This is a genomic window from Parasaccharibacter sp. TMW 2.1888, assembly GCF_023167265.1.
Taxonomy (GTDB): domain Bacteria; phylum Pseudomonadota; class Alphaproteobacteria; order Acetobacterales; family Acetobacteraceae; genus Bombella; species Bombella apis.
This window is the reverse complement of sequence record NZ_CP030979.1, coordinates 1,335,318-1,356,287: the sequence shown is the minus strand read 5'-3', so window position 1 is coordinate 1,356,287 and position 20,970 is coordinate 1,335,318. Positions and strand designations below refer to the sequence as shown.

The 20,970-nt window shown below is 60.7% G+C and carries 32 protein-coding genes; 25 read left to right on the top strand and 7 right to left on the bottom strand.

Annotated elements, in window-relative coordinates; all coding sequences use genetic code 11:
- Positions 1-1,230: a PBSX family phage terminase large subunit gene (locus DTQ13_RS06265; protein ID WP_227449774.1), complete on the top strand. Its 1,230-nt coding sequence runs from the start codon at positions 1-3 to the stop codon at positions 1,228-1,230.
- A gap of 12 nt (positions 1,231-1,242) precedes the next feature.
- Here the strand turns inward: DTQ13_RS06265 and DTQ13_RS09210 are convergent, their stop codons facing one another.
- Positions 1,243-1,374 carry a hypothetical protein gene (locus DTQ13_RS09210; protein WP_256462226.1) on the bottom strand — a complete coding sequence of 44 codons (132 nt, stop codon included), beginning with the start codon at positions 1,372-1,374 and terminating at the stop codon, positions 1,243-1,245.
- Positions 1,375-1,410: 36 nt separating this feature from the next.
- On the opposite strand from DTQ13_RS09210, the gene DTQ13_RS06260 reads away from it, so the two are divergent.
- The 6 genes from DTQ13_RS06260 to DTQ13_RS06235 all read left to right on the top strand — a co-directional run bounded on the left by DTQ13_RS06260 (position 1,411) and on the right by DTQ13_RS06235 (position 6,340).
- The gene (locus DTQ13_RS06260) at positions 1,411-2,847 is read left to right on the top strand and encodes a DUF1073 domain-containing protein (protein ID WP_248460355.1); all 1,437 of its coding nucleotides are present in this window, start codon (positions 1,411-1,413) and stop codon (positions 2,845-2,847) included.
- Entirely contained in the window at positions 2,844-3,773 is a 930-nt protein-coding gene (locus tag DTQ13_RS06255; protein WP_248460354.1) for a DUF2213 domain-containing protein, read from the top strand. The genes DTQ13_RS06260 and DTQ13_RS06255 overlap by 4 nt, the downstream gene beginning before the upstream one ends.
- Positions 3,774-3,808: 35 nt before the next feature.
- Positions 3,809-4,309 (top strand): hypothetical protein, encoded by a 501-nt coding sequence (locus tag DTQ13_RS06250; RefSeq protein WP_248460353.1) that lies wholly within the window; start codon positions 3,809-3,811, stop codon positions 4,307-4,309.
- A gap of 56 nt (positions 4,310-4,365) precedes the next feature.
- Positions 4,366-5,391 (top strand): hypothetical protein, encoded by a 1,026-nt coding sequence (locus DTQ13_RS06245; protein ID WP_052349250.1) that lies wholly within the window; start codon positions 4,366-4,368, stop codon positions 5,389-5,391.
- Between the two features lie 3 nt (positions 5,392-5,394).
- Complete coding sequence (locus tag DTQ13_RS06240) at positions 5,395-5,808, top strand: hypothetical protein (RefSeq protein WP_181005249.1); 414 nt, start codon at positions 5,395-5,397, stop codon at positions 5,806-5,808.
- A gap of 67 nt (positions 5,809-5,875) precedes the next feature.
- Positions 5,876-6,340: a DUF4054 domain-containing protein gene (locus DTQ13_RS06235; RefSeq protein WP_198027225.1), complete on the top strand. Its 465-nt coding sequence runs from the start codon at positions 5,876-5,878 to the stop codon at positions 6,338-6,340.
- Positions 6,341-6,396: 56 nt separating this feature from the next.
- Here the strand turns inward: DTQ13_RS06235 and DTQ13_RS06230 are convergent, their stop codons facing one another.
- Entirely contained in the window at positions 6,397-6,588 is a 192-nt protein-coding gene (locus tag DTQ13_RS06230; RefSeq protein WP_043562128.1) for a hypothetical protein, read from the bottom strand.
- A gap of 137 nt (positions 6,589-6,725) precedes the next feature.
- Here DTQ13_RS06230 and DTQ13_RS06225 point away from each other — a divergent pair, with 137 nt between their 5' ends.
- From DTQ13_RS06225 to DTQ13_RS06175, 11 genes are read left to right on the top strand one after another with little or no spacing between them, the layout of a single operon-like run.
- Positions 6,726-7,115 (top strand): hypothetical protein, encoded by a 390-nt coding sequence (locus DTQ13_RS06225; protein WP_248460352.1) that lies wholly within the window; start codon positions 6,726-6,728, stop codon positions 7,113-7,115.
- Positions 7,061-7,642, top strand: coding sequence for an LIC_12616 family protein (locus tag DTQ13_RS06220; RefSeq protein WP_248460351.1), 582 nt, complete (start codon positions 7,061-7,063; stop codon positions 7,640-7,642). The genes DTQ13_RS06225 and DTQ13_RS06220 overlap by 55 nt, the downstream gene beginning before the upstream one ends.
- A 30-nt stretch (positions 7,643-7,672) precedes the next feature.
- Positions 7,673-8,842 (top strand): DUF3383 family protein, encoded by a 1,170-nt coding sequence (locus DTQ13_RS06215; protein WP_103765807.1) that lies wholly within the window; start codon positions 7,673-7,675, stop codon positions 8,840-8,842.
- A 3-nt stretch (positions 8,843-8,845) separates the two neighbouring features.
- Entirely contained in the window at positions 8,846-9,289 is a 444-nt protein-coding gene (locus DTQ13_RS06210; protein WP_081562632.1) for a phage tail fiber protein, read from the top strand.
- Positions 9,290-9,300: 11 nt separating this feature from the next.
- On the top strand, positions 9,301-9,765 hold the full coding sequence (locus tag DTQ13_RS06205) for a phage tail assembly chaperone (protein ID WP_086431788.1): 465 nt from the start codon (positions 9,301-9,303) through the stop codon (positions 9,763-9,765).
- On the top strand, positions 9,762-9,902 hold the full coding sequence (locus DTQ13_RS06200; protein WP_156878805.1) for a hypothetical protein: 141 nt from the start codon (positions 9,762-9,764) through the stop codon (positions 9,900-9,902). Before DTQ13_RS06205 ends, DTQ13_RS06200 begins: the two co-directional genes overlap by 4 nt.
- A complete protein-coding gene (locus tag DTQ13_RS06195; RefSeq protein ID WP_248460350.1) occupies positions 9,889-10,896 on the top strand; it encodes a hypothetical protein in 1,008 nt (335 codons plus the stop codon). Before DTQ13_RS06200 ends, DTQ13_RS06195 begins: the two co-directional genes overlap by 14 nt.
- Positions 10,897-10,917: 21 nt before the next feature.
- Positions 10,918-11,616 carry a hypothetical protein gene (locus DTQ13_RS06190; protein ID WP_086431786.1) on the top strand — a complete coding sequence of 233 codons (699 nt, stop codon included), beginning with the start codon at positions 10,918-10,920 and terminating at the stop codon, positions 11,614-11,616.
- On the top strand, positions 11,613-11,912 hold the full coding sequence (locus DTQ13_RS06185) for a phage baseplate plug protein (RefSeq protein ID WP_043562113.1): 300 nt from the start codon (positions 11,613-11,615) through the stop codon (positions 11,910-11,912). Before DTQ13_RS06190 ends, DTQ13_RS06185 begins: the two co-directional genes overlap by 4 nt.
- Positions 11,909-12,928: a hypothetical protein gene (locus DTQ13_RS06180; RefSeq protein WP_248460349.1), complete on the top strand. Its 1,020-nt coding sequence runs from the start codon at positions 11,909-11,911 to the stop codon at positions 12,926-12,928. The genes DTQ13_RS06185 and DTQ13_RS06180 overlap by 4 nt, the downstream gene beginning before the upstream one ends.
- Before the next feature lie 54 nt (positions 12,929-12,982).
- Positions 12,983-13,636 carry a Gp138 family membrane-puncturing spike protein gene (locus tag DTQ13_RS06175; RefSeq protein WP_043562108.1) on the top strand — a complete coding sequence of 218 codons (654 nt, stop codon included), beginning with the start codon at positions 12,983-12,985 and terminating at the stop codon, positions 13,634-13,636.
- 4 nt (positions 13,637-13,640) lie between these two features.
- On the opposite strand, the gene DTQ13_RS06170 is transcribed toward DTQ13_RS06175, so the two are convergent.
- The 4 genes from DTQ13_RS06170 to DTQ13_RS06155 form a co-directional block, all read right to left on the bottom strand.
- A complete protein-coding gene (locus DTQ13_RS06170) occupies positions 13,641-14,051 on the bottom strand; it encodes a hypothetical protein (RefSeq protein WP_248460348.1) in 411 nt (136 codons plus the stop codon).
- A gap of 236 nt (positions 14,052-14,287) precedes the next feature.
- Positions 14,288-14,443, bottom strand: coding sequence for a hypothetical protein (locus DTQ13_RS06165; protein ID WP_156878807.1), 156 nt, complete (start codon positions 14,441-14,443; stop codon positions 14,288-14,290).
- Between the two features lie 148 nt (positions 14,444-14,591).
- Positions 14,592-14,885: a hypothetical protein gene (locus tag DTQ13_RS06160; RefSeq protein WP_143539977.1), complete on the bottom strand. Its 294-nt coding sequence runs from the start codon at positions 14,883-14,885 to the stop codon at positions 14,592-14,594.
- A gap of 197 nt (positions 14,886-15,082) precedes the next feature.
- A complete protein-coding gene (locus DTQ13_RS06155; RefSeq protein WP_143539976.1) occupies positions 15,083-15,418 on the bottom strand; it encodes a hypothetical protein in 336 nt (111 codons plus the stop codon).
- An 894-nt stretch (positions 15,419-16,312) separates the two neighbouring features.
- Between DTQ13_RS06155 and DTQ13_RS06150 the strand changes: the two genes are divergently transcribed.
- Positions 16,313-16,492, top strand: a complete 180-nt coding sequence (locus tag DTQ13_RS06150; protein WP_248460347.1) for a hypothetical protein — start codon at positions 16,313-16,315, stop codon at positions 16,490-16,492.
- On the opposite strand, the gene DTQ13_RS06145 is transcribed toward DTQ13_RS06150, so the two are convergent.
- Positions 16,493-16,921: a hypothetical protein gene (locus DTQ13_RS06145; RefSeq protein ID WP_248460346.1), complete on the bottom strand. Its 429-nt coding sequence runs from the start codon at positions 16,919-16,921 to the stop codon at positions 16,493-16,495.
- Positions 16,922-16,981: 60 nt separating this feature from the next.
- On the opposite strand from DTQ13_RS06145, the gene DTQ13_RS06140 reads away from it, so the two are divergent.
- From DTQ13_RS06140 to DTQ13_RS06115, 6 genes are all read left to right on the top strand, one after another.
- Positions 16,982-17,611, top strand: coding sequence for a Gp138 family membrane-puncturing spike protein (locus DTQ13_RS06140; RefSeq protein WP_248460345.1), 630 nt, complete (start codon positions 16,982-16,984; stop codon positions 17,609-17,611).
- A gap of 66 nt (positions 17,612-17,677) precedes the next feature.
- Complete coding sequence (locus DTQ13_RS06135; RefSeq protein WP_081562639.1) at positions 17,678-18,028, top strand: hypothetical protein; 351 nt, start codon at positions 17,678-17,680, stop codon at positions 18,026-18,028.
- Positions 18,015-19,241, top strand: a complete 1,227-nt coding sequence (locus DTQ13_RS06130) for a baseplate J/gp47 family protein (RefSeq protein WP_248460344.1) — start codon at positions 18,015-18,017, stop codon at positions 19,239-19,241. Before DTQ13_RS06135 ends, DTQ13_RS06130 begins: the two co-directional genes overlap by 14 nt.
- The gene (locus tag DTQ13_RS06125) at positions 19,238-19,834 is read left to right on the top strand and encodes a DUF2612 domain-containing protein (protein WP_248460343.1); all 597 of its coding nucleotides are present in this window, start codon (positions 19,238-19,240) and stop codon (positions 19,832-19,834) included. Before DTQ13_RS06130 ends, DTQ13_RS06125 begins: the two co-directional genes overlap by 4 nt.
- Entirely contained in the window at positions 19,831-20,613 is a 783-nt protein-coding gene (locus tag DTQ13_RS06120; RefSeq protein ID WP_248460342.1) for a hypothetical protein, read from the top strand. The genes DTQ13_RS06125 and DTQ13_RS06120 overlap by 4 nt, the downstream gene beginning before the upstream one ends.
- 89 nt (positions 20,614-20,702) lie before the next feature.
- The gene (locus DTQ13_RS06115) at positions 20,703-20,933 is read left to right on the top strand and encodes a hypothetical protein (protein WP_248460341.1); all 231 of its coding nucleotides are present in this window, start codon (positions 20,703-20,705) and stop codon (positions 20,931-20,933) included.
- Positions 20,934-20,970 lie beyond the last annotated feature (37 nt).

Here is a 20,970-nt window from a genome sequence, read left to right as displayed (position 1 = left end):
ATGACAACAGACCGGGTCACCATCATGACACCCCGGGCCTTTGCGCCCCTTCTACAGCCTGCCCGCTATAAAGGCATCTGGGGAGGACGAGGTTCCGGGAAGTCCTGTTTCTTTGCCGGAATGCTGATCGAACAGGCCACACTGCGCCCCGGGTTGCGGGCGGTCTGCATCCGGGAAATCCAGAAATCCCTGACTGTTTCCGTTCACCAGCTGCTCCGGGACACCATCGCACGCCTGAACCTGTCCCACCTCTTCACAGTTTTGGACAGGGAAATCCGTACACCCGGCGGCGGTGTCATCCTCTTCCAGGGGATGCAGTCCCACAATGCCGAAACCATAAAATCCCTGGAAGGAATGAACATCGCCTGGGTGGAGGAAGCGCAGTCCCTCTCGGCCAGGTCCCTGAAACTCCTGCGCCCGACCATCCGCCAGCCCGGTTCCGAACTCTGGTTCAGCTGGAATCCCAATCATCCCTCCGACCCTGTGGATGCCTTCATGCGTGATCCTGCCACGGAAGGTGACCCCTCCTTCATCACGATCCGGGCGAACTGGTCAGACAATCCGTGGTTCCCAAATGTTCTGGACCAGGAACGAAAACGGGATCAACATCTGCGACCACAGGACTATGGCCATATCTGGGAGGGAGGCTATCAGCTGCATCACGAAGCCCTCATCTTCCCCGACCGCATCACGGTTGAAGAGTTCCGGCCCCCCAGCAGCTGCCGCTTCCATTTTGGAGTGGACTGGGGCTTCTCACGGGACCCCACAGCCGTCATACGCTGCTTCATTCACGAGGACATCCTCCATATCGACCATGAGGCAGGCGGCACCCACATTCCACTGGACCACCTGCCTGCCCTGTTCGACAGAATACCGGGCATCCGCCACTGGCCCATCCGGGCAGACGGTGCCCGGCCGGAAACGATCAGTTACCTTCGCACCCGCCATCATTTCCGCATCAGTGCCGCCCGAAAATGGCCCGGAAGCGTACAGGATGGCATCGAGAGGCTGCGCTCCTTCCGGTCCATCCGCATCCATCCCCGCTGCCAGCAGACAGTCCGTGAGTTCCGCCTCTACCGTTACAGGTCGGACCCGCTGACAGGCGATGTCCTCCCGCAGGTGGAAGATGCGAACAACCATTACATCGACGCCCTGCGTTACGCTCTGGATGGCCTCATCACCAACCAGTCCCCCCTGCCGGATTTCTCACGGTTTGCACCACCTACCTGATGGACATGGCTCTCACGGATGACCCAGCGCCCAGACCAGCCATCCCCCTACGGCTCCCCCCAGTATCAGCCCACCCAGAAGGGCCAGCAGAAGCATCCGTCCGGCAATACGCTGTGATGATGCCTTCCAGTCGATCCATCTCATGACACGTCTCCTTTCCGTTACAGATAGGCCTTGCCCATGCCCGGTTTTTCTCTCACCCGTCTGTTTGAAAAACAGCCCACAACAACCGCACGCCCCCGGCAGGAACCCGCCGCTCCACGTCACACCAGTATGGCCGGAAAGACAAGTCCCCACTGGCTGACCCGCCTGTGGCGGGCCTCCCACACCATCCCTACACCCGATGACAGAGAGACAGCCACGCCATTCTCCCCCTACCGGCCACCACCGGGCGTCGTGCCGGAAGGGCATGACCAGCCCAGCATGGATTCTGCCCCCACGGCCATGATGGACATGGCCTGCTGGGCCATGGGACAGACGGCAGCACAGCCATCATGGATGGCCGACGGGCTTGGTTTTCTGGGGTATCCGACCCTCGCCCAGATGGCCCAGCGGGCGGAGTTCCGCAAACCCTGTGATGTCATCGCACGGGAAGCCACACGGGAATGGATCAGCCTCAGCACGCACAACCCAGACCATCCCTCTCCGGCTCTTCCGTCGGATCCCGCAGCCCGCCTTCATGCGCTGGATGTGGAGATGAAACGGCTGAATGTCCGCGAGCTTCTGCACCAGCAGATTCTGGACAGCCTGCTCTACGGCATCGGCCATATCTGGCTCAACATGGCTGACACGCCCCGCACGACCTATGGGCAGACACTCCCGCTGCCCCTCACCCCCCACGGGGTCCGCAGGGGAACTCTGGCCGGGCTGAAAAACATCGAACCGGTCTGGACCACGCCCAACGCCTACAATGCCGACTCCCCCCTGCAGGATGACTATTACCGGCCCCGCAACTGGTGGGTGCAGGGCAGCCTTGTCCATCGGGACAGGCTCATCAGCATGGTGCCTTATGGCGTATCCGACCTCTTCAAACCGTCATTCAATTTCGGCGGGATGAGCCTGACACAGCAGCTGCGCCCCTATGTCCACAACTTCCTGCGGACCCGCAACAGCATCAGCAACATCACGGCCAATTTTTCAAGGCTTGTCCTGAAGACCGACATGGGCGGCCTGATGGCCACCGGCACCAGCGACGAGGCCGACCCGACAGCCTCCATCACGGGGCGGGCCTCCTTCATGCAGAAAATTTCCGAAGGACAGGACATCATCGTGGCCGACCGGCAGAACGAGGATGTATCCATCGTGGCCACACCCCTGACAGGGCTTGCCGACCTCCAGTCCCAGGCCATGGAAGCCATGGCCTCCATACCCGGCATACCGCTCGTGAAGCTCTTCGGCATCACCCCCAACGGGCTGAACGCCTCCTCCGCTGGAGAAATCAGGGTGTTCTACGATGAGATCGCCGCCTTTCAGGAAGCCCACATGCGGCCCGTGCTGAGCCGCCTGCTCACCCTGATCCAGCTCAACCTCTGGGGAGACACCGACCCTGCGCTGGAGATCACCTTCAAGCCCCTCTGGCAGCAGACCACACAACCACAGCCATCCGAGGCCTCATGACCATTCTCGCCTATGACCGCACCGGGTCCGTCCGCAGTTTTGATGACAACGGACGCCTCCGTGTGGAACGGACCCCCATCAGCAAGGCCAACATCTGCCTCTATCAGGGGCGGGAAATTCCCGACCATGCCCGGCTGGGCCTGAACCCGGACCAGTCCTACCGCCTCCTGCGGGACCCGAAAGAACTGGAAAAGGCGGCAGACAGTTTCAACTCCCTGCCTGTTCTGGAGGAACACGTCCCCACCAGTGCGGATGCCCACCCAAGGGAGCTGACGGTCGGCTCCACCATGGACAATGCCCGCTTCGAAAGCCCCTACCTGACGGTCGGCATGGTCATCTTTGATGGTCCTGCCATCACCCGCATCCAGTCCGGTGACCAGAAGGAACTATCCTGCGGCTACGCCTATGAGGCGGACATGACGCCGGGCACCCATGAGGGCCAGCCCTATGACGGACGCATGGTCAACATCCGGGGAAACCATATTGCTCTCGTAACAAAAGGACGGGCCGGCCCTGACGTGCTGGTCCATGATTCTTCAGCCACAGGGAAAGCAGTCACCACCATGACACGGAAAGACGACACGCCCACCGCCGAGGTACCCCACCATGAAGAGGCGGAATCTGCCCTGAACGAGGCCATCCAGAAGGCCCTTTCCGCCGACCGTGCCCTGCGCCAGGCCACGGAGGAGGCACGCCGCCTTGTCCGCCCCCTGGTCGGAGAGGTTCATGGCATGGAAAGTGCCGATGACGTCTACCGCTATGCCCTCCGGCAGGCCGGCATGGCAGCGGACAGTCTCGCCGCCATCAATCAGGCCGGTCTTCATGCCCTCGTCCAGACCCGTCTGGAGGCCATGACTCCACCCATCACGCACGCTCCTGCCGCTGATGAAACCGCCACCGGGTATACGGCACCACGCCGTTACTAACCCCATCCCTGCCCAGATTTACAGAAAGCACATCCATGTCCGATTTCCAGCAGACTGTCTCCTACACATGGCCGCAGGGTTTTCCCGGAGCCCCGGCCAGTGCCAACCCCATCCGCACGGCCATCGCCCCGGATGGCGGATTCATCGCCAGAGAGGGCGGGCTGACCATTGCCCGTTTCGTCTGGCGTCATGAAGACGGCGGGAGCCTGAGCCACACCGGCACCACCACCCCGGCGGGCTTCCTCTACCGTTCGCAGCAGGGGCTGACGACACAGTATCTCCAGTCCGCCACCATGACCCTGCCGCAGGGCTTCATGGCCAGCCTTGCTGAGGGTGGAGACTTCTGGGCCGTGGCCAGCACGGCAGCCACGGCGGGACAGGCCGTCTATGCCTCCACAGGTGACGGCAGCCTCCAGACGGCCCCGGCAGGCAACACACCGCAGGGAACCGTGGCCACAGGCTGGACGGTCTCCCGTGGCGGCAGTGCGGGAGAACCGATCATCATTTCCGGCCCCATGCACCCCATGACGGCCTGACCCCTCTTCAACCCGCCCGCCCCTTCTCCGCTCCCGACCACAAGCAAGGTATCACCATGCCCCACTCCATTTCTTCCGCCATGCTGAAACGTGACTTCGGCATTCATGGCGTGCTTGACCACGCCATGGCCTTCGACAGCGCCGTGACGGCTCCCAATTCCGGCATTCCGTCCATCTTTTCCACCTATGCCGACCCTCGCACCATCAAGGCTCTCATCACACCCATCCGGGCCGAGGCCATCTATGGCCAGGGCCAGAAAGGCGACTGGCTGACGGACACGGCACAATTCCCCTTTGTCGAACTTTCCGGCCAGACAGCTTCCTACGGGGACTATGACAGCTCCGGGGACAGTGACGTCAACGCCAACTGGGTGCAGAGGCAGTCCTTCCATTTCCAGACATGGACCCGCTGGGGAGAACGGGAGGCGGAACGCATGGGGGCGGCACGGCTGGACTGGGTCTCCCGCAAGAATGAGGCGTCCATCTCCATCCTGAACAAGACGAGCAACCGCATCAGCCTCTTCGGAATGGAAGGTCTCCAGCTGCGTGGTGCCCTCAATGACACGGCCCTGCCACCGGCCATCCAGCCCACCCCGAAGATTGCTCCTTCCGGAGCGGCAACGGGCAGCAGCGACTGGCTGAGCATGACCGACCCGATGCAGGTCTATGCCGACATTCTCAAGGCCTTCCAGCAGCTTTCCGAACAGATGGGCGGAAATGTCACGCTGGAAAGCCCCCTGACCCTCGTCATTCCGACGGAGCGGCAGCAGTGCCTGCTGTACACGAACCAGTTCCGTGTCTCCCTTCGTGAACTGCTGCGGGAGAACCTGCCCAACCTGAAGATCGAGACCCTGCCGGAAGCCGGCAGTACGCTGTCTGGTGGTCTCAGCAAGGTCACGCAGATGCAGCTCTTCCTGCGGGAGGTGGACGGGCAGGAAAGTGTCACCACCGCCTTTACCGAGAAGCTGCGTGCCCATGCGGTCGAACGCTACAGCTCCTACATCCGCCAGAAAAAATCCCAGGGCACATGGGGAACCATCTGGTTCTACCCGGTGGCCTGCGTCACCATGACAGGAATCTGAACCATGGCCGATACTGTCACCGTCCTCTGCCGTCTGCCTTCCGGCATCCGGCTCGACCTGCATGACCTCTCCAGCCTGAGCGAACGGACACAGGCCACGGCCCCCGTCATGACTCCGCCACAGGCCCGGTCCTCCATACTGCTGAATGGCATCCGGCAGGACCCGCTCTACCATCCCGTGGAAAACCGTCTGCTCGGGCGGGCAGGACGGACCACTGTGCCGACCAACTTCTGGAAAGCCTGGCTGGAACAGAACAGGCAGAGCGACCTCATCACCCGGAAGATCATCTTTGCCGAAACCACGCCCGCCCGTGCCGACAATGCCATGGCCGAACTGGCCAAGGACCGCACGGGGCTGGAAGGGGCTGACAACACCACCCTGGCCGAAGGTGTCACCCCCATGCAGAAAACAGCCTGACCACCCGCCCGTGCCTTATGCCCTCCAGCCCAACGGCACGGGCCTCCAACCGGGAGACAATGCCACCATGACGGACTCCTCCCCCCCAGGGCAGGTTACCTTTTCCTATCAGGACTGGCTCGCCGCCTATCCGGCCTTCGTCGGGCATGTCAGTGCCGGGCAGGCGGAAAGCTTCTTCCAGCTGGCAGAACTGATCCTCAACAATACGGGCCGTTCCCCTGTCCGGGACATGACACGACGCAGGACGCTGCTCTGGCTGCTGGTAGCGCACCAAGCGCAGCTCTTCGCCACCGAAACACCAGCCCAGTCTGGCGAGGCCACCGGCAGCCCGCCAGCGGCACCGCCAGTCGGACGGGTCGCCTCCGCCACACGGGGGGCGGTCTCCATCACACTGGATGGCAGTACCCTGCCAAGGCAGGCCGGGTGGTTCAGCCAGACACAGTATGGACTGATCTTCTGGCAGGCCACGGCCCCCCTCCGCCAGATGCGCTTCCTGCCTGGCCAGGCACATCCAGCCTACCTCTGGCCCTGATACGGAAACGGCCCACCCCAGAAGGGTGGGCCGTCTTCCATCATCACCTGACGCTCTCAGTGCCAGAGCAGCTTCCAGACAACATAGGCGAACAGGAAAGGCACCACGAGATGGACCAGCGTACCGAAGGTGATACGCTTGCCATCACCGGCCCGCATCATCAGGAAAATGGTCCGTGTCAGAGAAAGCAGACACAGGATCAGCACCACGGCAAACAGCACGGCCTTGCCGGTTACAGCACCATACATACGATCTTACTCCTGTCTCACTGGCTGAACACGCATCCGCAACCAGCCAGAACTGGCCGTAAAGTGGCGCAGTCATGCGCTTTCGTCAATCCAGTCCCGCCTGACCGGTTTCACCACCTGATGGAAGGCCAGACAGCATGAATCTCTTCTCTCTCACCAGCAACGTGACAACCACCATCAATCCGCTTCAGCCTGCCATTCTCCGCCGCATGACAGGCAGCCAGATTGCCGCCGATTACAGCACGACCCCGCTTCATGAGGACATCCCTGTGCTGATCGACATCCAGCCCGCCCCGGCCACTCTCCTCCAGCTCATTGGCGACATCGCCCAGCAGGGAGAAAGCCGCACCGTCTTTCTGCAAGGCAGCGCCCATACTCTCAGTCGCCCTCTGCAGAGCGGGGGCGACAGCCTCCTGTTTGAAGGATCGGAATGGCTGGTCACGAAAATACTCGAACAATGGGGAGCCAATGAATGGTGCCGCCTGATCGTCACCCGCCAGATTCCATGCCGGCAGAGTTCCAGCTGACCCCGACAGACAGCACGGTCATGCAGATGCTGGGAGACTGGCTAAAAGCAGAAATTCTGCCTGAAGGCTGGGGCCTCTTCCAGGGCCAGCAGAACCGTCTGCCCATGCCTTCAGGCAGCCATCTCGTCATGCAGCCAACCACACGCCGTCCGCTCGCCACCAACAGCCATGGCCATGATGCAAAAGGCGTCACCATCTCCCAGCCCATGGAACTGTCCATCCGGCTCACCGCCCGTGGGCCTGAATCCCTGACGGTTCTGGGCGGTGTCAGCACCCTGTGGCGGGACCGGCGGACCGTGGCGTGGTTCCGCCACAGACGGCCTGACATGGCCCCCATAGACACCGGGCCCCTCACGCAGCAGGACTTCACCAGTGCAGAACAGCAGTATGAGGCCTCCGCCACCCTGACACTGCGTCTCGTCATCATGACCACCCTGAAACGCCCGGCTGAGACGGCCACAGCCCTCGGCATGGCCTCCATGGTGGAAGCCACCCTGGCCACTCCCCTCCCATCTGCCAACCACTGATTCCTTTTTCACAGACAAGGACACTCCATCATGGCCTCCCTGACCGGCACCATCCCTCTTGCCCAGACTGTCAGCATCAATCCCGTCACACTCGGCACAGCCAGTGGCGTTCCTTTCATGAACGGGCTGCTCATCACAACCCCTTCGGATTCAGCCGCTCTCGGTACAGGTCAGCTGAAATCCTACGGCTCCCTGGCAGACGTGACGAAAGACTTCCCCGCCAACAGCCCGGAAGCCCGCATGGCCGCCGTCTATTTCGCCAGCCATGACGATGCAGCCCAGATACCGCCCACCCTGCTGATCCATATGGCGGACCCGGCCCACCAGGCCGATCCTGCCAGCCTGATGGACCTCATCACCAGCCAGAATCAGGCTTTCACCGGCTTCACCACCACATGGGAACCCACCCTGACACAGAAACAGGCCTTCGCCACATGGGTGGCCGGCACGACGGACCGTTACTGGTATGTCCCATGGGACACGGACGAGCAGGCCCTCAACCCGCAGAACAGTGCCAGCTTCGGCACATGGTTGCAAAACCGGAACATTGATGGCACCACCCTGATCTATCAGGACCCTCTAGCTGCCGCCTTCTGTCTCGGCTGGCTGGCCTCGCTCGATTTCAGCGCAACGGACGGGCGCACCACGCTCTGCTTTCGCCGCAGCGGGCTGCTCACCCCCAGCGTGACCGATGCCACGACAGCCGCCACCCTCCGGGCCAATGGCTACAATTTCTACGGGGCCTATGCCAACGGGCTGGGCCGCTTCCAGTGGCTGGAGGACGGGCATGTCTCGGGGGCTTTCCTCTGGGCGGACAGCTACATCAACCAGATATGGCTCAATGCGTCCTTCCAGTCCGCCCTGACCACGCTTCTGCTCCAGACCGGGCAGATTCCGTATGACAGCCTCGGGGATGGGCTGATCTCGGCCAGCGTGCAGGACACCATCAACCAGGCCCTGCGCTTCGGGGCCATCCGCCCCGGAATCCAACTGACATCCCTTCAGAAACAGCAGATCGACCAGGCTGCCGGAACCACCATCAGCGACACGGTGCAGAGCCGGGGCTGGTACTTCCAGCCCAATGCCTCCACCGCCGCAGCCGACATCCGGGCCGCCCGCAGAAGTCCCCCGTGCCGCTTCTGGTACACGGATGGCCAGTCCGTCCAGTCCATTCATCTTGCATCCATCGAGGTCCAGTAAGTCATGTCCCGCACTGCGCTCATCACCTCGGCTGACGCCGTTTTCACCCTCACGGTCAAGACCCTGTTCAATGCGCCCATCACGCTGGAGAACTGGGCAACCGACCATGGCTGGAGTGGCTCCCAGAAGCTGAAGCTGGCCACGACGAGCCTCTCCATTGATGGCCGTCTCAACAAGGGATTTGTCCCTTCGGCCTATCACATGGCCCTGCATTTCTCTGCCGGATCACGCTCCCTTCCCGTCTTCGATGCCATCGCCACGGCCTCCCGGCAGGCCCGGACAGTCTACGAACTGAACGGCGAGCTTCTGCTGCATGGGCTGGGACAGCGTTTCACCTTCACCAATGGCTGCCTGACGGATTATGACCCCGTTCCGGCGGGGGATACAACGCTGGGCAACCGGACCGTGAACATCACATGGGAAAATGTCCTCCCGGCAGGGCTGTAAGGCAACCCACCATGAAAACCATCGAATGGACCCCTGCCGAAGGCCCTGATGCAGGCAAATGTTTTGTCATTTCCCGCATGTCGGCCTTCACGGCGGACCGCTGGGCACGGCATGTCGTCCGTGCCCTGGCCCGTGCCGGAGCCAACACCCCACGGGAGGCCCTGCACAGCGGCATTGCCGGTCTCTCCGGCCAGAGCATGGCCCTGTTCGGGCACATGAGCGATGAAGACTGTGACCGGGCTTTCTCCGGCCTTCTGGACTGTGTAACAATCCGCCGGGACCCCATGAACCGGGCCCTTGAGCCTGCCCCGCTCATCGAGGCGGACATAACGGACCCCAACACGTTGCCTGCCTTGCGGGCAGAGGCCTTCCGGCTGAACGTGGATTTTTTCAAGGCCGCAATTTACCAGATATACCCCCTCATCGCCATCTTGAGGGAGACACAGCCGGACGGGGACCTCCCGCCCGCTGCGTGAATCTCTCCAGTCCGATGGCCTTTGTCATCGGGGCGGGGCTAGCCACACTGCATGAGCTGAAAACCCTCTATGACAGCGAAGACATGTGGCTTCTCTGGGAAATTGCGGCCGTGGAGCGCATGAATGGCCATTCTTGATACACTCATTGCCCAGTCGGACCTGATACGTCCCCCGGCCCATCTCCCCCTGAAACAGGGCACGGCAGCCTTCCGGCGGAATGTCATGGGGGCACTGGCCCTTTTCACCGGGGGGCGATCACTCACTGGTCTGAAACAGCAGGACACAGACGGAACAGATGTCCCTGTCATGGCACGCCCTCTGCCCGCCATGATGCCAACGCCGGAGCCACCGGCCCGCCAGAGCGATGCCACAACTCCCGAAGCGAAAGCCCCTTCACCCCAGCCCATGCCTCCCTCGGCGGTACAGACCGTGCGGGACTGGTCCACCCTGCTGGCCCAGTCCACCCCTGCCGCCCGACAGGCCCTGAAGGACGTGGAGCCAACCCTCCACAATGCAGAGCAGGCTCTGGAGCGTGTCCTTCACCTCCAGGCACGACAGGTTGATACGACACGGGAGGGAGCGGACCCCGGCCCCCTCCTGCAAGGTTTTTCAGCCATGATGACGGCCCGCAGCATCCTGAACCTTCATGCTCCTGAAGGCCTCTCCTCACCCCATGATGAAACCGGACGCCAGAAGACACCCCCTCCTCGCCAGCCGGGCAGGCTCCTGCCTGCCATGTCCATCCCATACCTGACCGGCACGGCCTCACGGGAACTGAACGTCTCACCCACGCCGCAGCAGGACCAGGAGCGGCTGCATCGCCTGTCCCTGACCCTTGCCCGTACGGATCAGACACTCTCACGGATGCTTCCTGCAGCACCGGGTTCCCGTTCCCCCGCCATTCCGGGCAGGCCCACTCCCGGTGCAGGGCCAGCTCTTGCCCACCTTGCCCGGCATGTCGAAACCGCAGCACGACCGCACCCTCTCACGACCCACAACACGACCACGCACAGCCCGACCATCAACATCACCGTAACGGCAGGTCATGGCAGACCGCAAGACATTGCCCGTGCCGTGGAAGCCAGCACCATAAAAGCCCTTGCCCGCCAGACCCTCACCCAGACCGGATAATCTCTTTCTGGAGCAGTCCTCATGTCCATCCTGACATCTCTCCGGGCGTCAGCCTCCGCCACCGGTGGTGAAACGCTGGGAAACTGGGCCGTACAGCGTGCCGCCCGCCAATGGGGCATCTTCCGCCGCCCGACGGCTGACCAGTTCAGTTCCCTCACATCGTCCGGTTTCAACCGATCAGCTGGCGGCCCATCCAGTTTCCTGTCAGGCCAGGCGCCAAGACGTGTCCTCTCCGCCGCCCATGTCGATTCCCTGCGACTGGATGAACAGGCCAACATCTGCTCCGCCCCACAGGAAAACGGTACCTTCACGAGCTACAACAAGGTATTCCTGCCCTACCGGGCCATGATCCGCATGGTCTGTGACGGGTCGGAAACAGGCTCCCTTGGTGAAAACCTGCTGCCAGACTTCATACGCAGCACCCTTGGTGTGGGGTCTGACACGGTGCGGAAAGATTTTCTGGAAACGCTCTCCCGGCTCGTAAAGGACACAAACCTCTATTTCGTCGCCACGCCAGAGGGCATCTACCCCAACGCCAACATCACCGGTTACACCTTCACCCGCACGGTCGACAGCGGCGTTGACATCATAACGGCCAACATCACCATTCAGGAAGTCCGACAGGGAAACACGTCCCGCTGGACGGGAAGCCGCCACCCACAGGGTGCGCAAACCCGCAATGCAGGCCCCGTCACCCTTCAGCCGGAGAAACGGACATGATCTACACGGTTCCGCTCCAGCCAACAGCAGCCCAGAGCATGACCTGCCCCATTGCCGGGCTGCAATGCCACATCTGGCTGAGACAGCTTTCCACCGGACTATACATGGACCTGACCGTCGGTACCGAAGCCCTTCTCCGTGGCGTTGTCTGCCAGAACGGGACCAACATCATCCGCAACCCTGCCAGCCTGCTGCCAGGCCGCCTGTACTTCACCGACACACAAGGGGCTGATGATCCCACATTTTCAGGTCTGGGGTCCCGATTCCTGCTTCATTACGAAGATGATACATCATGACAGCCATCACATATCCCAATGCCACCACGACACACAGCTTTGCCCGCAAACAGATAACCGTCACATTCTTCATGCCCGGGCTGAACGGAGGCCTGGACAGCTTCACGGTTGGCGAGGGACATGCAATACAGGCCACCATAAGACATGCGGGATTCACCACCGGTTCCGAAGCTGACCTCACCATCAGGGGGCTCTCCCAGATAGACAGAGACAGCCTTTCCATCCTTCCCGACCATCCTGCACCAGACAACCTCAACACAATCACTGCTGGCCAGACTTTCATCACCATACAGGCCGGTGATGAAGGGAGCCCGCTGACAAACCTGTTCACTGGAACAGTCGACAGTGCCCAGACGGATTATGATGATCTGGACAGTCCCTTCCATATCCATGCCATGACCAGCACCATTCCAGCGTCCATCCTGCCACAGGCCAAAGGCTATGCCGGACCGCAGGACGTCATCACCCTGATGGCAGATATCTGCAAAGAAGCAGGCTTCCAGCTGCTGGATCATGGTGGCTGGGAACACCATGCCAGCCTGACAAACCATTACAGATGGGGAACGGCTCTTGAGCAGATACAGGCCATCCTGACGGCGACGAAAGGCACCTTCAACCTCTCACCTTTCATCCCCGTGATGGAAAGCAACCAGGGGGCCATTCCCTACAGGGGGCTCCTTGAAATATGGGGGCCGACCTTTACCGGCATCCCGCCAGCAGGGCAGGAATCAACAGTTCCTGTCATCTCAGCCGCAACGGGGATGATCGGCTATCCCCGATACAGCAGTTCCGGCATATCCCTGACAACCCTCCTCCGGCCAGACATCACCTTCTGGCATCCACTGGCTCTGGAAAGCACCTTTGCACCCGTCACCGGAACATGCACAACCGGCACCCCACCTTGGAACGGCCTGTGGCTGGCCACCTTTGTCTGGCACGACATCAGTACCGAGACCTCACATGGAGCCTGGCATACACATATGGAATGCATCCGTACGACCCTTGGCAGACGATGACGGGCCGCCACCTTCCTGAACAACCACCTCCAGAACGGCCTGAAGGATCACAGCATGCCTGCTACAGCCACGCCCTATCTCCTGCGCTCCAATGCGGGCAAAAACAGCCTGAAAGGTGCACTGGATTCACTCATTGCCAGCCACATCAACCAGATCGGCCCTTCCATGCTGGTACAGGTAGAAACAGTCACGACCGAGGCCGCTGCCATTACAGGCAAGGTCACGGTCCGTCCCATGGTACAGCAGCAGGATGCGCTCTCCCGCACCCTGCCACATGACCTCATCCACAATGTTCCTTACCTGCGTTTGCAAGGCGGCCGTTCCGCCTTCATCATCGACCCCAAACCGGGAGATATTGGCTTCATCATCATATCAGGGCGGGACCACACCCATGCCATCACGACCCGACAGCCCTCACCTCCGGCCTCGTTCCGACAGTTCTCCATGCAGGACTGCGTATATGTGGGCGGCTTCCTCAATGAAGGGCCAGACCAGTTCATACAGGCAACGGATCAGGGCTGGCGGATCGTGACGCCGGGATCCGTCACCATAGACGCACAAGGGCCCCTCACCCTGAAAGCCAGCCGCATTGAAGCCACCTGCGATATTGTCACATCCGGCGACGTTCAGGCGGGTGGCATCTCGCTAAAACAGCATACTCACGGCGGCGTGCAGACCGGTCCGGGCACAAGCGCTCCCCCGCAATGAAATATCATTTCGGAAACGGCATATTTCCACGCCAGGCTGTCTCGGCCAGTGTGCGGACGAACTCATCCCCGTGATCGAAATCGATGTGGGCTGCGCCCCCTGCCCAGGACATGCTGACAGACGTACTGCCTGCCAGGGCATCAAACAGGGCGTGCCCCTCAGCTTCGGAGACGTAACATCCCCATTGCGTGCCCCGGTTGATGATGCCTGTATAATGGAAGCCTTTCACCTCGTATCCGTTGGAGAAACGGACCTCCAGTTCTGGCTGGTGAATCTCATGATTCTTCAGGACGAACATGAGAAAGACATCACCACCCCGACGTGGCGATGCGGACAACATGACATCATTTTCTGCCAGAAGAGCCGTAAGCGTGTGGTCCAGCTCCAGCATCTGCCATTTACCGGTCTGCCCCAAGCGCTGCCCCCATTGGGAGATACACCAAGAGCGGCCAGACCGCTTGTTGTCACCGTTCCATCCTGCGCCACATCCAGCGGGGTCTGGGCCCGGGCATCTGTCAGACTGCCCGCCAGCAGCATCAGACTCAGGCCTGTCATGCACAGTGTCGTCCGCATCATCACTTTCCTTTCCCTCACGATACAGGGGCGGGGGCAGGACGGAACAGGCCCGCCTGCCCCCGCCCGTAACAGATTTCAGTCAGTTACAGTTTCGGATTCATCACTGGAGACTTCATCGAGCACTTCATGATGGCGCTCATGAGCCTTTTCACGTTCCTCAGCTGGCATGTTCCTGATCACGTCGTGTACTGCCTTCACAGGGTTTGCAGCCGGTTCTTCCTTCTCGGACATGATACTCCCTTTCCAGTCATTCACTATCGGACGCCCTCTTTTCCAGCAGGGCGCAGCCCAGCACTGAACCATCAGGAACGGTCGATCAAGCGCAAGGTCCCTCTATCACTGCACGACTGCCTTGCAGAGAAACCACTGCTCCAGCCGGTTAGCGTTCGCAGATTCCAGAATTCTCGACGTAAGTGACAAGCCGCTGGTCACTCTGCAACAGGGCCGCCGAACTGCCCTTTGCATCGGCTGTCAGCTGACGGATATACTGGGCACAGGGCGAATGGGGGCGGTGTGATACGGCCCAGAGACCATCCCTCACCGTCTCGGCGGAAAGGCCGATGCGGCGCAAATTCTCCTCATCCGTCCGCTGCTCCTGATGATTCACCCCCTGATGCGCCTGCACCTTGGCACTATGCAGCGCCTGAGAGAGGGTGCCTCTGGTTTCGGGCATGTGACTCAATGCATCCGCACGGGCTACTCCGCCCCAAACAGAAACGGCTGCAATTACAAAAAGAACGTGTTTCATGGACAGGATTCCTGCATTACGCCCCATAGGCTACGGAGAAAATAGCGCATCCCGACAACCTCTCCAATGTGGTTTCACCCCATGCGCTGGCAATCAGACAATTTTCTGGCCGGGTGTTGCTTTCAGGGCGCTCTCAGGCCCTGCGGCTCGTCCGTAACGGCATCATCACTGGCCAGATCCGGCCTGTAACAATATTTCGGCACATTTCCTGGCCCATCATCAAAATATCTGAGCACATGGACAACAGCATCGTAGCAATTGCCCCGCCGTTTGTTGATGAGCACATCATAGGCATTATCCGCCACCCGCTTGCTGGAATAAGCCTTGTGAAGAAATTCGTACAGTTTTGGAGGGTCTATGGCGAAAGACCCATCCTCATTTTTCAGATACACAGCCTCCGCCCGTGCCACACCGGGCAGAGCCAGTGCGAACACGGCGCACAGCACCAGATGTTTCATGCCCATAATCCTGTTCATTCCTGAAATTGACGGCACCCACCCTACCGGGTGCAGCCACCGACTCTGACAACCACATCCTGATCCATCAGGGCCACATATGAAAACCACACTCAACGGACCTGTGGAAGAGCCTGCTTCTACCACAAACCTGTGGCGATCGGTTTTTCCAAAAAAGAAAAAGAGAGCCGCACAACGGGCTGGACCAGTTCATCCAGGCAACAGATGAAATATGGCATGTCGGCAGTAAGGAAGGAATTTTTTGCTTCCTCCCCCTTACCTCTTTACTTCCCGTAGAACTGGTCCAGAACTTTCAGGAAGTCTTGAGCCGTCATGGATTGCATCAACTGGTTGACCTGATCCTCATTCTCCTCAGCTCTCGCCGAAAGAAAGTATCCAAAAGCCCAGAAGCCAGAACAAAAGCAACGCCTAATTTCTTCATGATCTCCTCCACGTAACTACTCCTCTTTTTCTGCCTCCAATACCTGCTGGATCAGAAGGAGGATCGTTTCGGCACAGGTAACCCCATGTGTCCACAACCCGCACAACCTCCGTAACCTCTAACTGAAAAAGTACTTCAATCATAGTTGACGCCAAATTAAACAAAAACACTCTCGCGAAATACTGTAATCTTCTCTGGGAAATATTAGAATGATCCAGTCAAGACACTATCCGTCATTACTCTTTTCGCCAAATATACGGGAAACCAAAACAGCGCATTTTTCCTATCACCAGGCCACCTACTAAATGATATTTACAACGACGTAGAGAATAGTCACAACACCATGGAGAGAGGGGCTGCACCGGGCCGGGATTTCCTTTTCCTGCCTTCTGCGGCCAGACATCTCCTACTATCAGCCCGTGAAGGTGGTAAAAGAGTACACTCCTGCCGGGTGGGTGGCCGGCGAAAACGGCCTGACCCAGCAGGGACAGCGCATCGCCTCGGCTCCGTGGAACGGGTTCTGGCTGCCATACAGCATCACCCATGAAGTCACGGCTGAAATACCGGGCGGGAACTGGCACACATTCGTGGACTGCCAGATGGCGAATGTAGGGCAGCAGATCGCTGTTAAATGATCAGTCGAGGTTCTTGCGCTCGCAGGTGCCAGAACGCTCGACAGACGCAATGAGCTTGTCGTCATAATCGGGCCGATCTAGGCCATTCTCATAATCAGCCGTAAGCTGGGCCACATAGTGAGAACATGCGCTATAGGGCTTGTGTTGCGTTGCCCACACAGCCTTCCGGGCCGTGTTGGGAGACATGCCCATTTGTCGCAGATGGATCTCTGTTTCCGCAGCCATACGATTTGAAACGGCATCCCAATCGCTTTGAGAGGGAACAATCTCGGACTGCACGCAGCCACGAGGGCCACAAGAGGCCATCGCCGCCTTCCTGTTAGCTTCCATTTGTCGCTCATTCTGCTGGGCAAGAGTAAGCCCATTATCAGCCCAAGCCACGCCGGACAGCCCAATAAAGGCGACTGTGAGAAGGAGGAAGTGTTTCATGGTCATCTCCCGTGATGTCTGCGTCCATCTAAGCCATCAGAGCAACTGAGGGGAAGCCCCATGACAGAAAACACCAACGCACCTTACTGGGACCGGTCCAGCCCCAACCTCGACATCGCCACGATCATGGACAGGAGGGTGCAAGACCATATCCGCAAGATCGGCCCCTCCATGCTGGTGCAGGTGAAGGCCGTGAAGGCCGGGGCAGCCTCCATCACTGGCATGGTGGATGTGCAGCCGATGGTCCACCAGCAGGACAAACAGGGCAAGCCCCACCCTCGCCAGATCATCCACAGCGTCCCCTATCTCCGCATCCAGGGCGGCAGTTCGGCCCTCATCATCGACCCCAAGCCGGGGGACATTGGCTTCATCGTCATTTCTGGCCGGGATCACACCCATGCCGTCACCACACGGCAGCCCTCTCCCCCCGCCTCGTTCCGGCAGTTCGCCATGCAGGACTGTGTCTATGTGGGCGGATTCCTGAACAACGGGCCTGACCAGTTCATTCAGGCGACGGATCAGGGCTGGCGCATCGTTACGCCGGGCACCGTCTCCATCGAGGCGGCCAAGGTGCGGGTCAACTGCGATATCGAGACAAGCGGCGATGTGAAGGCGTCCGGCGTCTCGCTGAAACAGCATGTGCATGGCGGCGTGCAGGCGGGCGGCGGGAAGACCTCACCGCCAGAGTAACCGTCCTGCATCCATGGCGCCCAACCCTCCCCTCCCCGGGAGGGTTTTTTATTGCCCGGAGTTCTCATGAAAACCCTCTCCCTCACCCCTGACTGGGATCTCACGCTGGACAGCACGGGCAATCTGGTCGTGCTGACGGACAAGGCGGCCATCCTTCAGGACGTATGCTCTGCCGCCCGCACATGGCTGGGCGAGGTGCTCTACGACACCGGGCAGGGCATCCCCTACGACACGGACATCCTCCGCTCGGACGTGGACCTCTCCTTCTATTCTTCGGAGATCGAGGATGCCGCCACGTCTGTTCCCGGCGTGGCGGCGGCCACCTGCCACCTCGCCAACCCCACCAAGGAACGCCAGCTCACCGGCGTCATTCTCGTAACCTTCAGCGATGGGAGCACGGACCATGCCCAGTTCTGACGCCACGACCAACGTCCCGGCCCCCATCCTCACCGATGCGGGCTTCACCGCCCCTTCCGAGCAGGACATCCTTGCCGGGGTTCTGGCCGACATGAACGCCGCCCTGGGCGGTGGGGCCAACACGGCCCTTTCCACCCCGCAGGGGCAGATCGCCATTTCCGAGACCGCCATCCTTGGCGACTTTCTGGGGGCGATGATCGCCATCTTCAATGGCGTGGACCCGGCCTCTTCTTCCGGACGGATGCAGGAGGCCATAGGGCGCATCTACTTCATGGAACGTCGGCCGGCCACGGCAACGACCGTCACGGTGCAGGCCAGCGTGAACGCCCCCGGCCAGACCATCGCTGCCGGTACGGTCGTGGCGCAGGGAACGGATGGCAGCCTCTATGTGGCCCCGCAGGCCATCACGCTTCCCCAGTCCGCCACGGCCAGCCTCGACCTCTCCTGCCAGACTGCGGGGGCCATCACCTGCCCCGCCAACAGCCTGACGCTCTATCAGGCGGGGCTGGGGTTGGCATCCCTCACCAATCCTGCCCCCGGTGCCACGGGCGCTGATGCCGAAAGCCGCACCGACTTCGAGGCCCGGCGGCAGGCCAGCGTGGCGGCAAACAGCATCGGGCAGAATGCTTCCCTCATGGGGGCGCTGCTGGAGCTGCCCGGCGTGACGGATGCTTATGTGACGGACAATCCGGCACAGGCTCCGACGGTGCAGCAGGGCGTGACCATCCCGGCGGGGGCACAGTACATTCTGGTGGAAGGCGGCAACCCGCAGGACATCGGCCAGGCCATCCTGCACAAGAAGCCCCCGGGCATCCCCACCGTTGGCACCCAGATCGTCACGGTGCAGGACACCAACCCTGTTTATGCGGGCAACCAGCCATCGTACTCGTTCCGCTATGACAGGCCGACGCCGGTTGCTCTCCATGTGGTCATGGAGATTGCGGCCTCGGATGCCGTGCCATCCAATGCGGCGCAGCTCATCCAGCAGGCCATCGTCTCCTACCTGACGACGGGGGCCAACCGCATCCGGCTGGGCAGAACCGTCTATGCCTCCCGCCTTTCTGCCGTGGTGGACGGGCTGGGGGACTGGGCAGAGGTGCTCACCCTGTCCATCGGCACTGATGGCAATGCGGGCCAGAACAGGCTCACACTGCCGATCAACCAGCTTCCCACGGTGACGGCGGACACGATCAGCGTGCAGGTGGTGGCATGATCGACATACGGGAGACCATCCTCGCCCAGTATGCCAACAGCCCTGCCCTCACCGGCATCCTCGAGCGCTTCAATGCGGCGGTGGACCCGCAACGGTCTATCGAGACCTTCCTGCATGATGTCTGGAACCCGGCCACGGCCAAAGGCTGGGGGCTGGACGTGTGGGGGAGGATTGTTGGGGTCGGGCGGGTTCTACGCATTGACACGACAGGCTATTGGGGATTTGCACAAGGCTATCCGACCTCCAGAACCTTTGGTGAAGGCATCTGGTATTCCGGGCGTGGAGCAACAGCCAATTACCGCCTGACAGACGAAAACTACCGCCAGCTGATCCTGGCCAAGGCAGCAGCAAACATTTCTGCCGGGTCCATCGCTGACATCAACCGCATCCTCATGATCCTCTTCGGTGACCGTGGCAACTGCTACCTAGCCGATACGAGCGACCACACCATGATGCTCGTTTTCTCCTTCCGCCCCACAGCCATTGACGTTTCCATCATCGCATCCGGTGTGCTGCCCCGCCCCTCTGGCGTGCAGTACCGCTACACCTTCATCCCCCCTGCCAAAAATGATTTCGGGAATGACATTCTATGAAGACTTCCGACCTTCCAGAGAAAATTACCGTTCCTTTTGCCCAGAATGCAGGTCTGGCCTATCGGCGTGACATCCCTCTCCAGAGCAGTGATGCAGGGGCGGCCTCTTTCATGCTGGGTTTCCCCGCGCTGACCTTTCAGCCTACGGGGGCTGGGGGCACACCACCAGATGGCCGGGACATGAACGGCATCCTGTTTGCCCTCTCATCCATCGCACGGGCATGGTGTGCAGGCACCACGATGACATTCGATGCGTCATTCGCCCATGATGTCGGAGGCTACCCGCTGGGAGCTGTTCTGCGATCCACCACGGATCCGACCATTCTGCTCATCAGCCAGCAGGATGGCAACATGACCAACCCCGCGACCGACCCTGACGGAACATACTGGCGGCGCATCGGCAATGATGAGGCACTCCAGCACACACTGGGGGCCCTCTCCGACCGTCTGGACAGCAGGCTCAGCCGTCTTGATGGAGCCTCAGCCAATCTCCTGTTCGCCTCGCTCTATCAGGACGGATCAATGCCCGCTCCCCCAGCATGGGCCACACGCCTTCATGTCGTGGCACTGGGGGCAGGAGGGGGAGGTGCCAACTGCCAGGCATGGGGCGAATTCTCCAACACCAATTCTTCAGGCGGTGGCGGTGGAGCTGGCGCCTATGCAGAGGGTATCTTCTCCATCTCTCCTGCCGATACCCTGTCCGTCAGGGTCGGCCGGGGGGCACCACAGAACAGCCTGGCGGCGATACCGTACTGTTCATCAACGAAACTGCCGTCATGACGGCAGGTGGCGGCAGAGGAGCCTCATGGCAGGCAAAGGCCTCCAGTGCTGGGGCCCCTGGCGGTTCCGCACATGGAGGAAACATCCTCATGCAGTCCGGTGCCCCAGGGTCAGACGGGCAGAACGGCCCGTTCATTCTTGTTGGCAACGGAGGCGACTCTGCTTTCGGGGGCGGTGGACGGGCCGGTGCACAGGGAGGACTGGATGCCTCCTCCTTCGGTGCGGGAGGAGGTGGAGCCTATGATGCCTTCTCCAAAAACACACTCTTTTCTGGCGGCACAGGAGGCAACGGCCTGATCCGCTATCGCTGGCTGGTCTGAGCGTCATCCAGCCTTTGGGACCGCCCGCAGGCGGCGC

Bases quoted from the DNA above. Each gene is read 5' to 3' on its own strand.
- DTQ13_RS06265 (WP_227449774.1), top strand. From the start codon at position 1: ATGACAACAGACCGGGTCACCATCATGACACCCCGGGCCTTTGCGCCC.
- DTQ13_RS09210 (WP_256462226.1), bottom strand. From the start codon at position 1,374: ATGAGATGGATCGACTGGAAGGCATCATCACAGCGTATTGCCGGACGG.
- DTQ13_RS06260 (WP_248460355.1), top strand. From the start codon at position 1,411: ATGCCCGGTTTTTCTCTCACCCGTCTGTTTGAAAAACAGCCCACAACA.
- DTQ13_RS06255 (WP_248460354.1), top strand. From the start codon at position 2,844: ATGACCATTCTCGCCTATGACCGCACCGGGTCCGTCCGCAGTTTTGAT.
- DTQ13_RS06250 (WP_248460353.1), top strand. From the start codon at position 3,809: ATGTCCGATTTCCAGCAGACTGTCTCCTACACATGGCCGCAGGGTTTT.
- DTQ13_RS06245 (WP_052349250.1), top strand. From the start codon at position 4,366: ATGCCCCACTCCATTTCTTCCGCCATGCTGAAACGTGACTTCGGCATT.
- DTQ13_RS06240 (WP_181005249.1), top strand. From the start codon at position 5,395: ATGGCCGATACTGTCACCGTCCTCTGCCGTCTGCCTTCCGGCATCCGG.
- DTQ13_RS06235 (WP_198027225.1), top strand. From the start codon at position 5,876: ATGACGGACTCCTCCCCCCCAGGGCAGGTTACCTTTTCCTATCAGGAC.
- DTQ13_RS06230 (WP_043562128.1), bottom strand. From the start codon at position 6,588: ATGTATGGTGCTGTAACCGGCAAGGCCGTGCTGTTTGCCGTGGTGCTG.
- DTQ13_RS06225 (WP_248460352.1), top strand. From the start codon at position 6,726: ATGAATCTCTTCTCTCTCACCAGCAACGTGACAACCACCATCAATCCG.
- DTQ13_RS06220 (WP_248460351.1), top strand. From the start codon at position 7,061: ATGGTGCCGCCTGATCGTCACCCGCCAGATTCCATGCCGGCAGAGTTC.
- DTQ13_RS06215 (WP_103765807.1), top strand. From the start codon at position 7,673: ATGGCCTCCCTGACCGGCACCATCCCTCTTGCCCAGACTGTCAGCATC.
- DTQ13_RS06210 (WP_081562632.1), top strand. From the start codon at position 8,846: ATGTCCCGCACTGCGCTCATCACCTCGGCTGACGCCGTTTTCACCCTC.
- DTQ13_RS06205 (WP_086431788.1), top strand. From the start codon at position 9,301: ATGAAAACCATCGAATGGACCCCTGCCGAAGGCCCTGATGCAGGCAAA.
- DTQ13_RS06195 (WP_248460350.1), top strand. From the start codon at position 9,889: ATGGCCATTCTTGATACACTCATTGCCCAGTCGGACCTGATACGTCCC.
- DTQ13_RS06190 (WP_086431786.1), top strand. From the start codon at position 10,918: ATGTCCATCCTGACATCTCTCCGGGCGTCAGCCTCCGCCACCGGTGGT.
- DTQ13_RS06185 (WP_043562113.1), top strand. From the start codon at position 11,613: ATGATCTACACGGTTCCGCTCCAGCCAACAGCAGCCCAGAGCATGACC.
- DTQ13_RS06180 (WP_248460349.1), top strand. From the start codon at position 11,909: ATGACAGCCATCACATATCCCAATGCCACCACGACACACAGCTTTGCC.
- DTQ13_RS06175 (WP_043562108.1), top strand. From the start codon at position 12,983: ATGCCTGCTACAGCCACGCCCTATCTCCTGCGCTCCAATGCGGGCAAA.
- DTQ13_RS06165 (WP_156878807.1), bottom strand. From the start codon at position 14,443: ATGTCCGAGAAGGAAGAACCGGCTGCAAACCCTGTGAAGGCAGTACAC.
- DTQ13_RS06160 (WP_143539977.1), bottom strand. From the start codon at position 14,885: ATGCCCGAAACCAGAGGCACCCTCTCTCAGGCGCTGCATAGTGCCAAG.
- DTQ13_RS06155 (WP_143539976.1), bottom strand. From the start codon at position 15,418: ATGAAACATCTGGTGCTGTGCGCCGTGTTCGCACTGGCTCTGCCCGGT.
- DTQ13_RS06145 (WP_248460346.1), bottom strand. From the start codon at position 16,921: ATGAAACACTTCCTCCTTCTCACAGTCGCCTTTATTGGGCTGTCCGGC.
- DTQ13_RS06140 (WP_248460345.1), top strand. From the start codon at position 16,982: ATGACAGAAAACACCAACGCACCTTACTGGGACCGGTCCAGCCCCAAC.
- DTQ13_RS06135 (WP_081562639.1), top strand. From the start codon at position 17,678: ATGAAAACCCTCTCCCTCACCCCTGACTGGGATCTCACGCTGGACAGC.
- DTQ13_RS06130 (WP_248460344.1), top strand. From the start codon at position 18,015: ATGCCCAGTTCTGACGCCACGACCAACGTCCCGGCCCCCATCCTCACC.
- DTQ13_RS06125 (WP_248460343.1), top strand. From the start codon at position 19,238: ATGATCGACATACGGGAGACCATCCTCGCCCAGTATGCCAACAGCCCT.
- DTQ13_RS06120 (WP_248460342.1), top strand. From the start codon at position 19,831: ATGAAGACTTCCGACCTTCCAGAGAAAATTACCGTTCCTTTTGCCCAG.
- DTQ13_RS06115 (WP_248460341.1), top strand. From the start codon at position 20,703: ATGCAGTCCGGTGCCCCAGGGTCAGACGGGCAGAACGGCCCGTTCATT.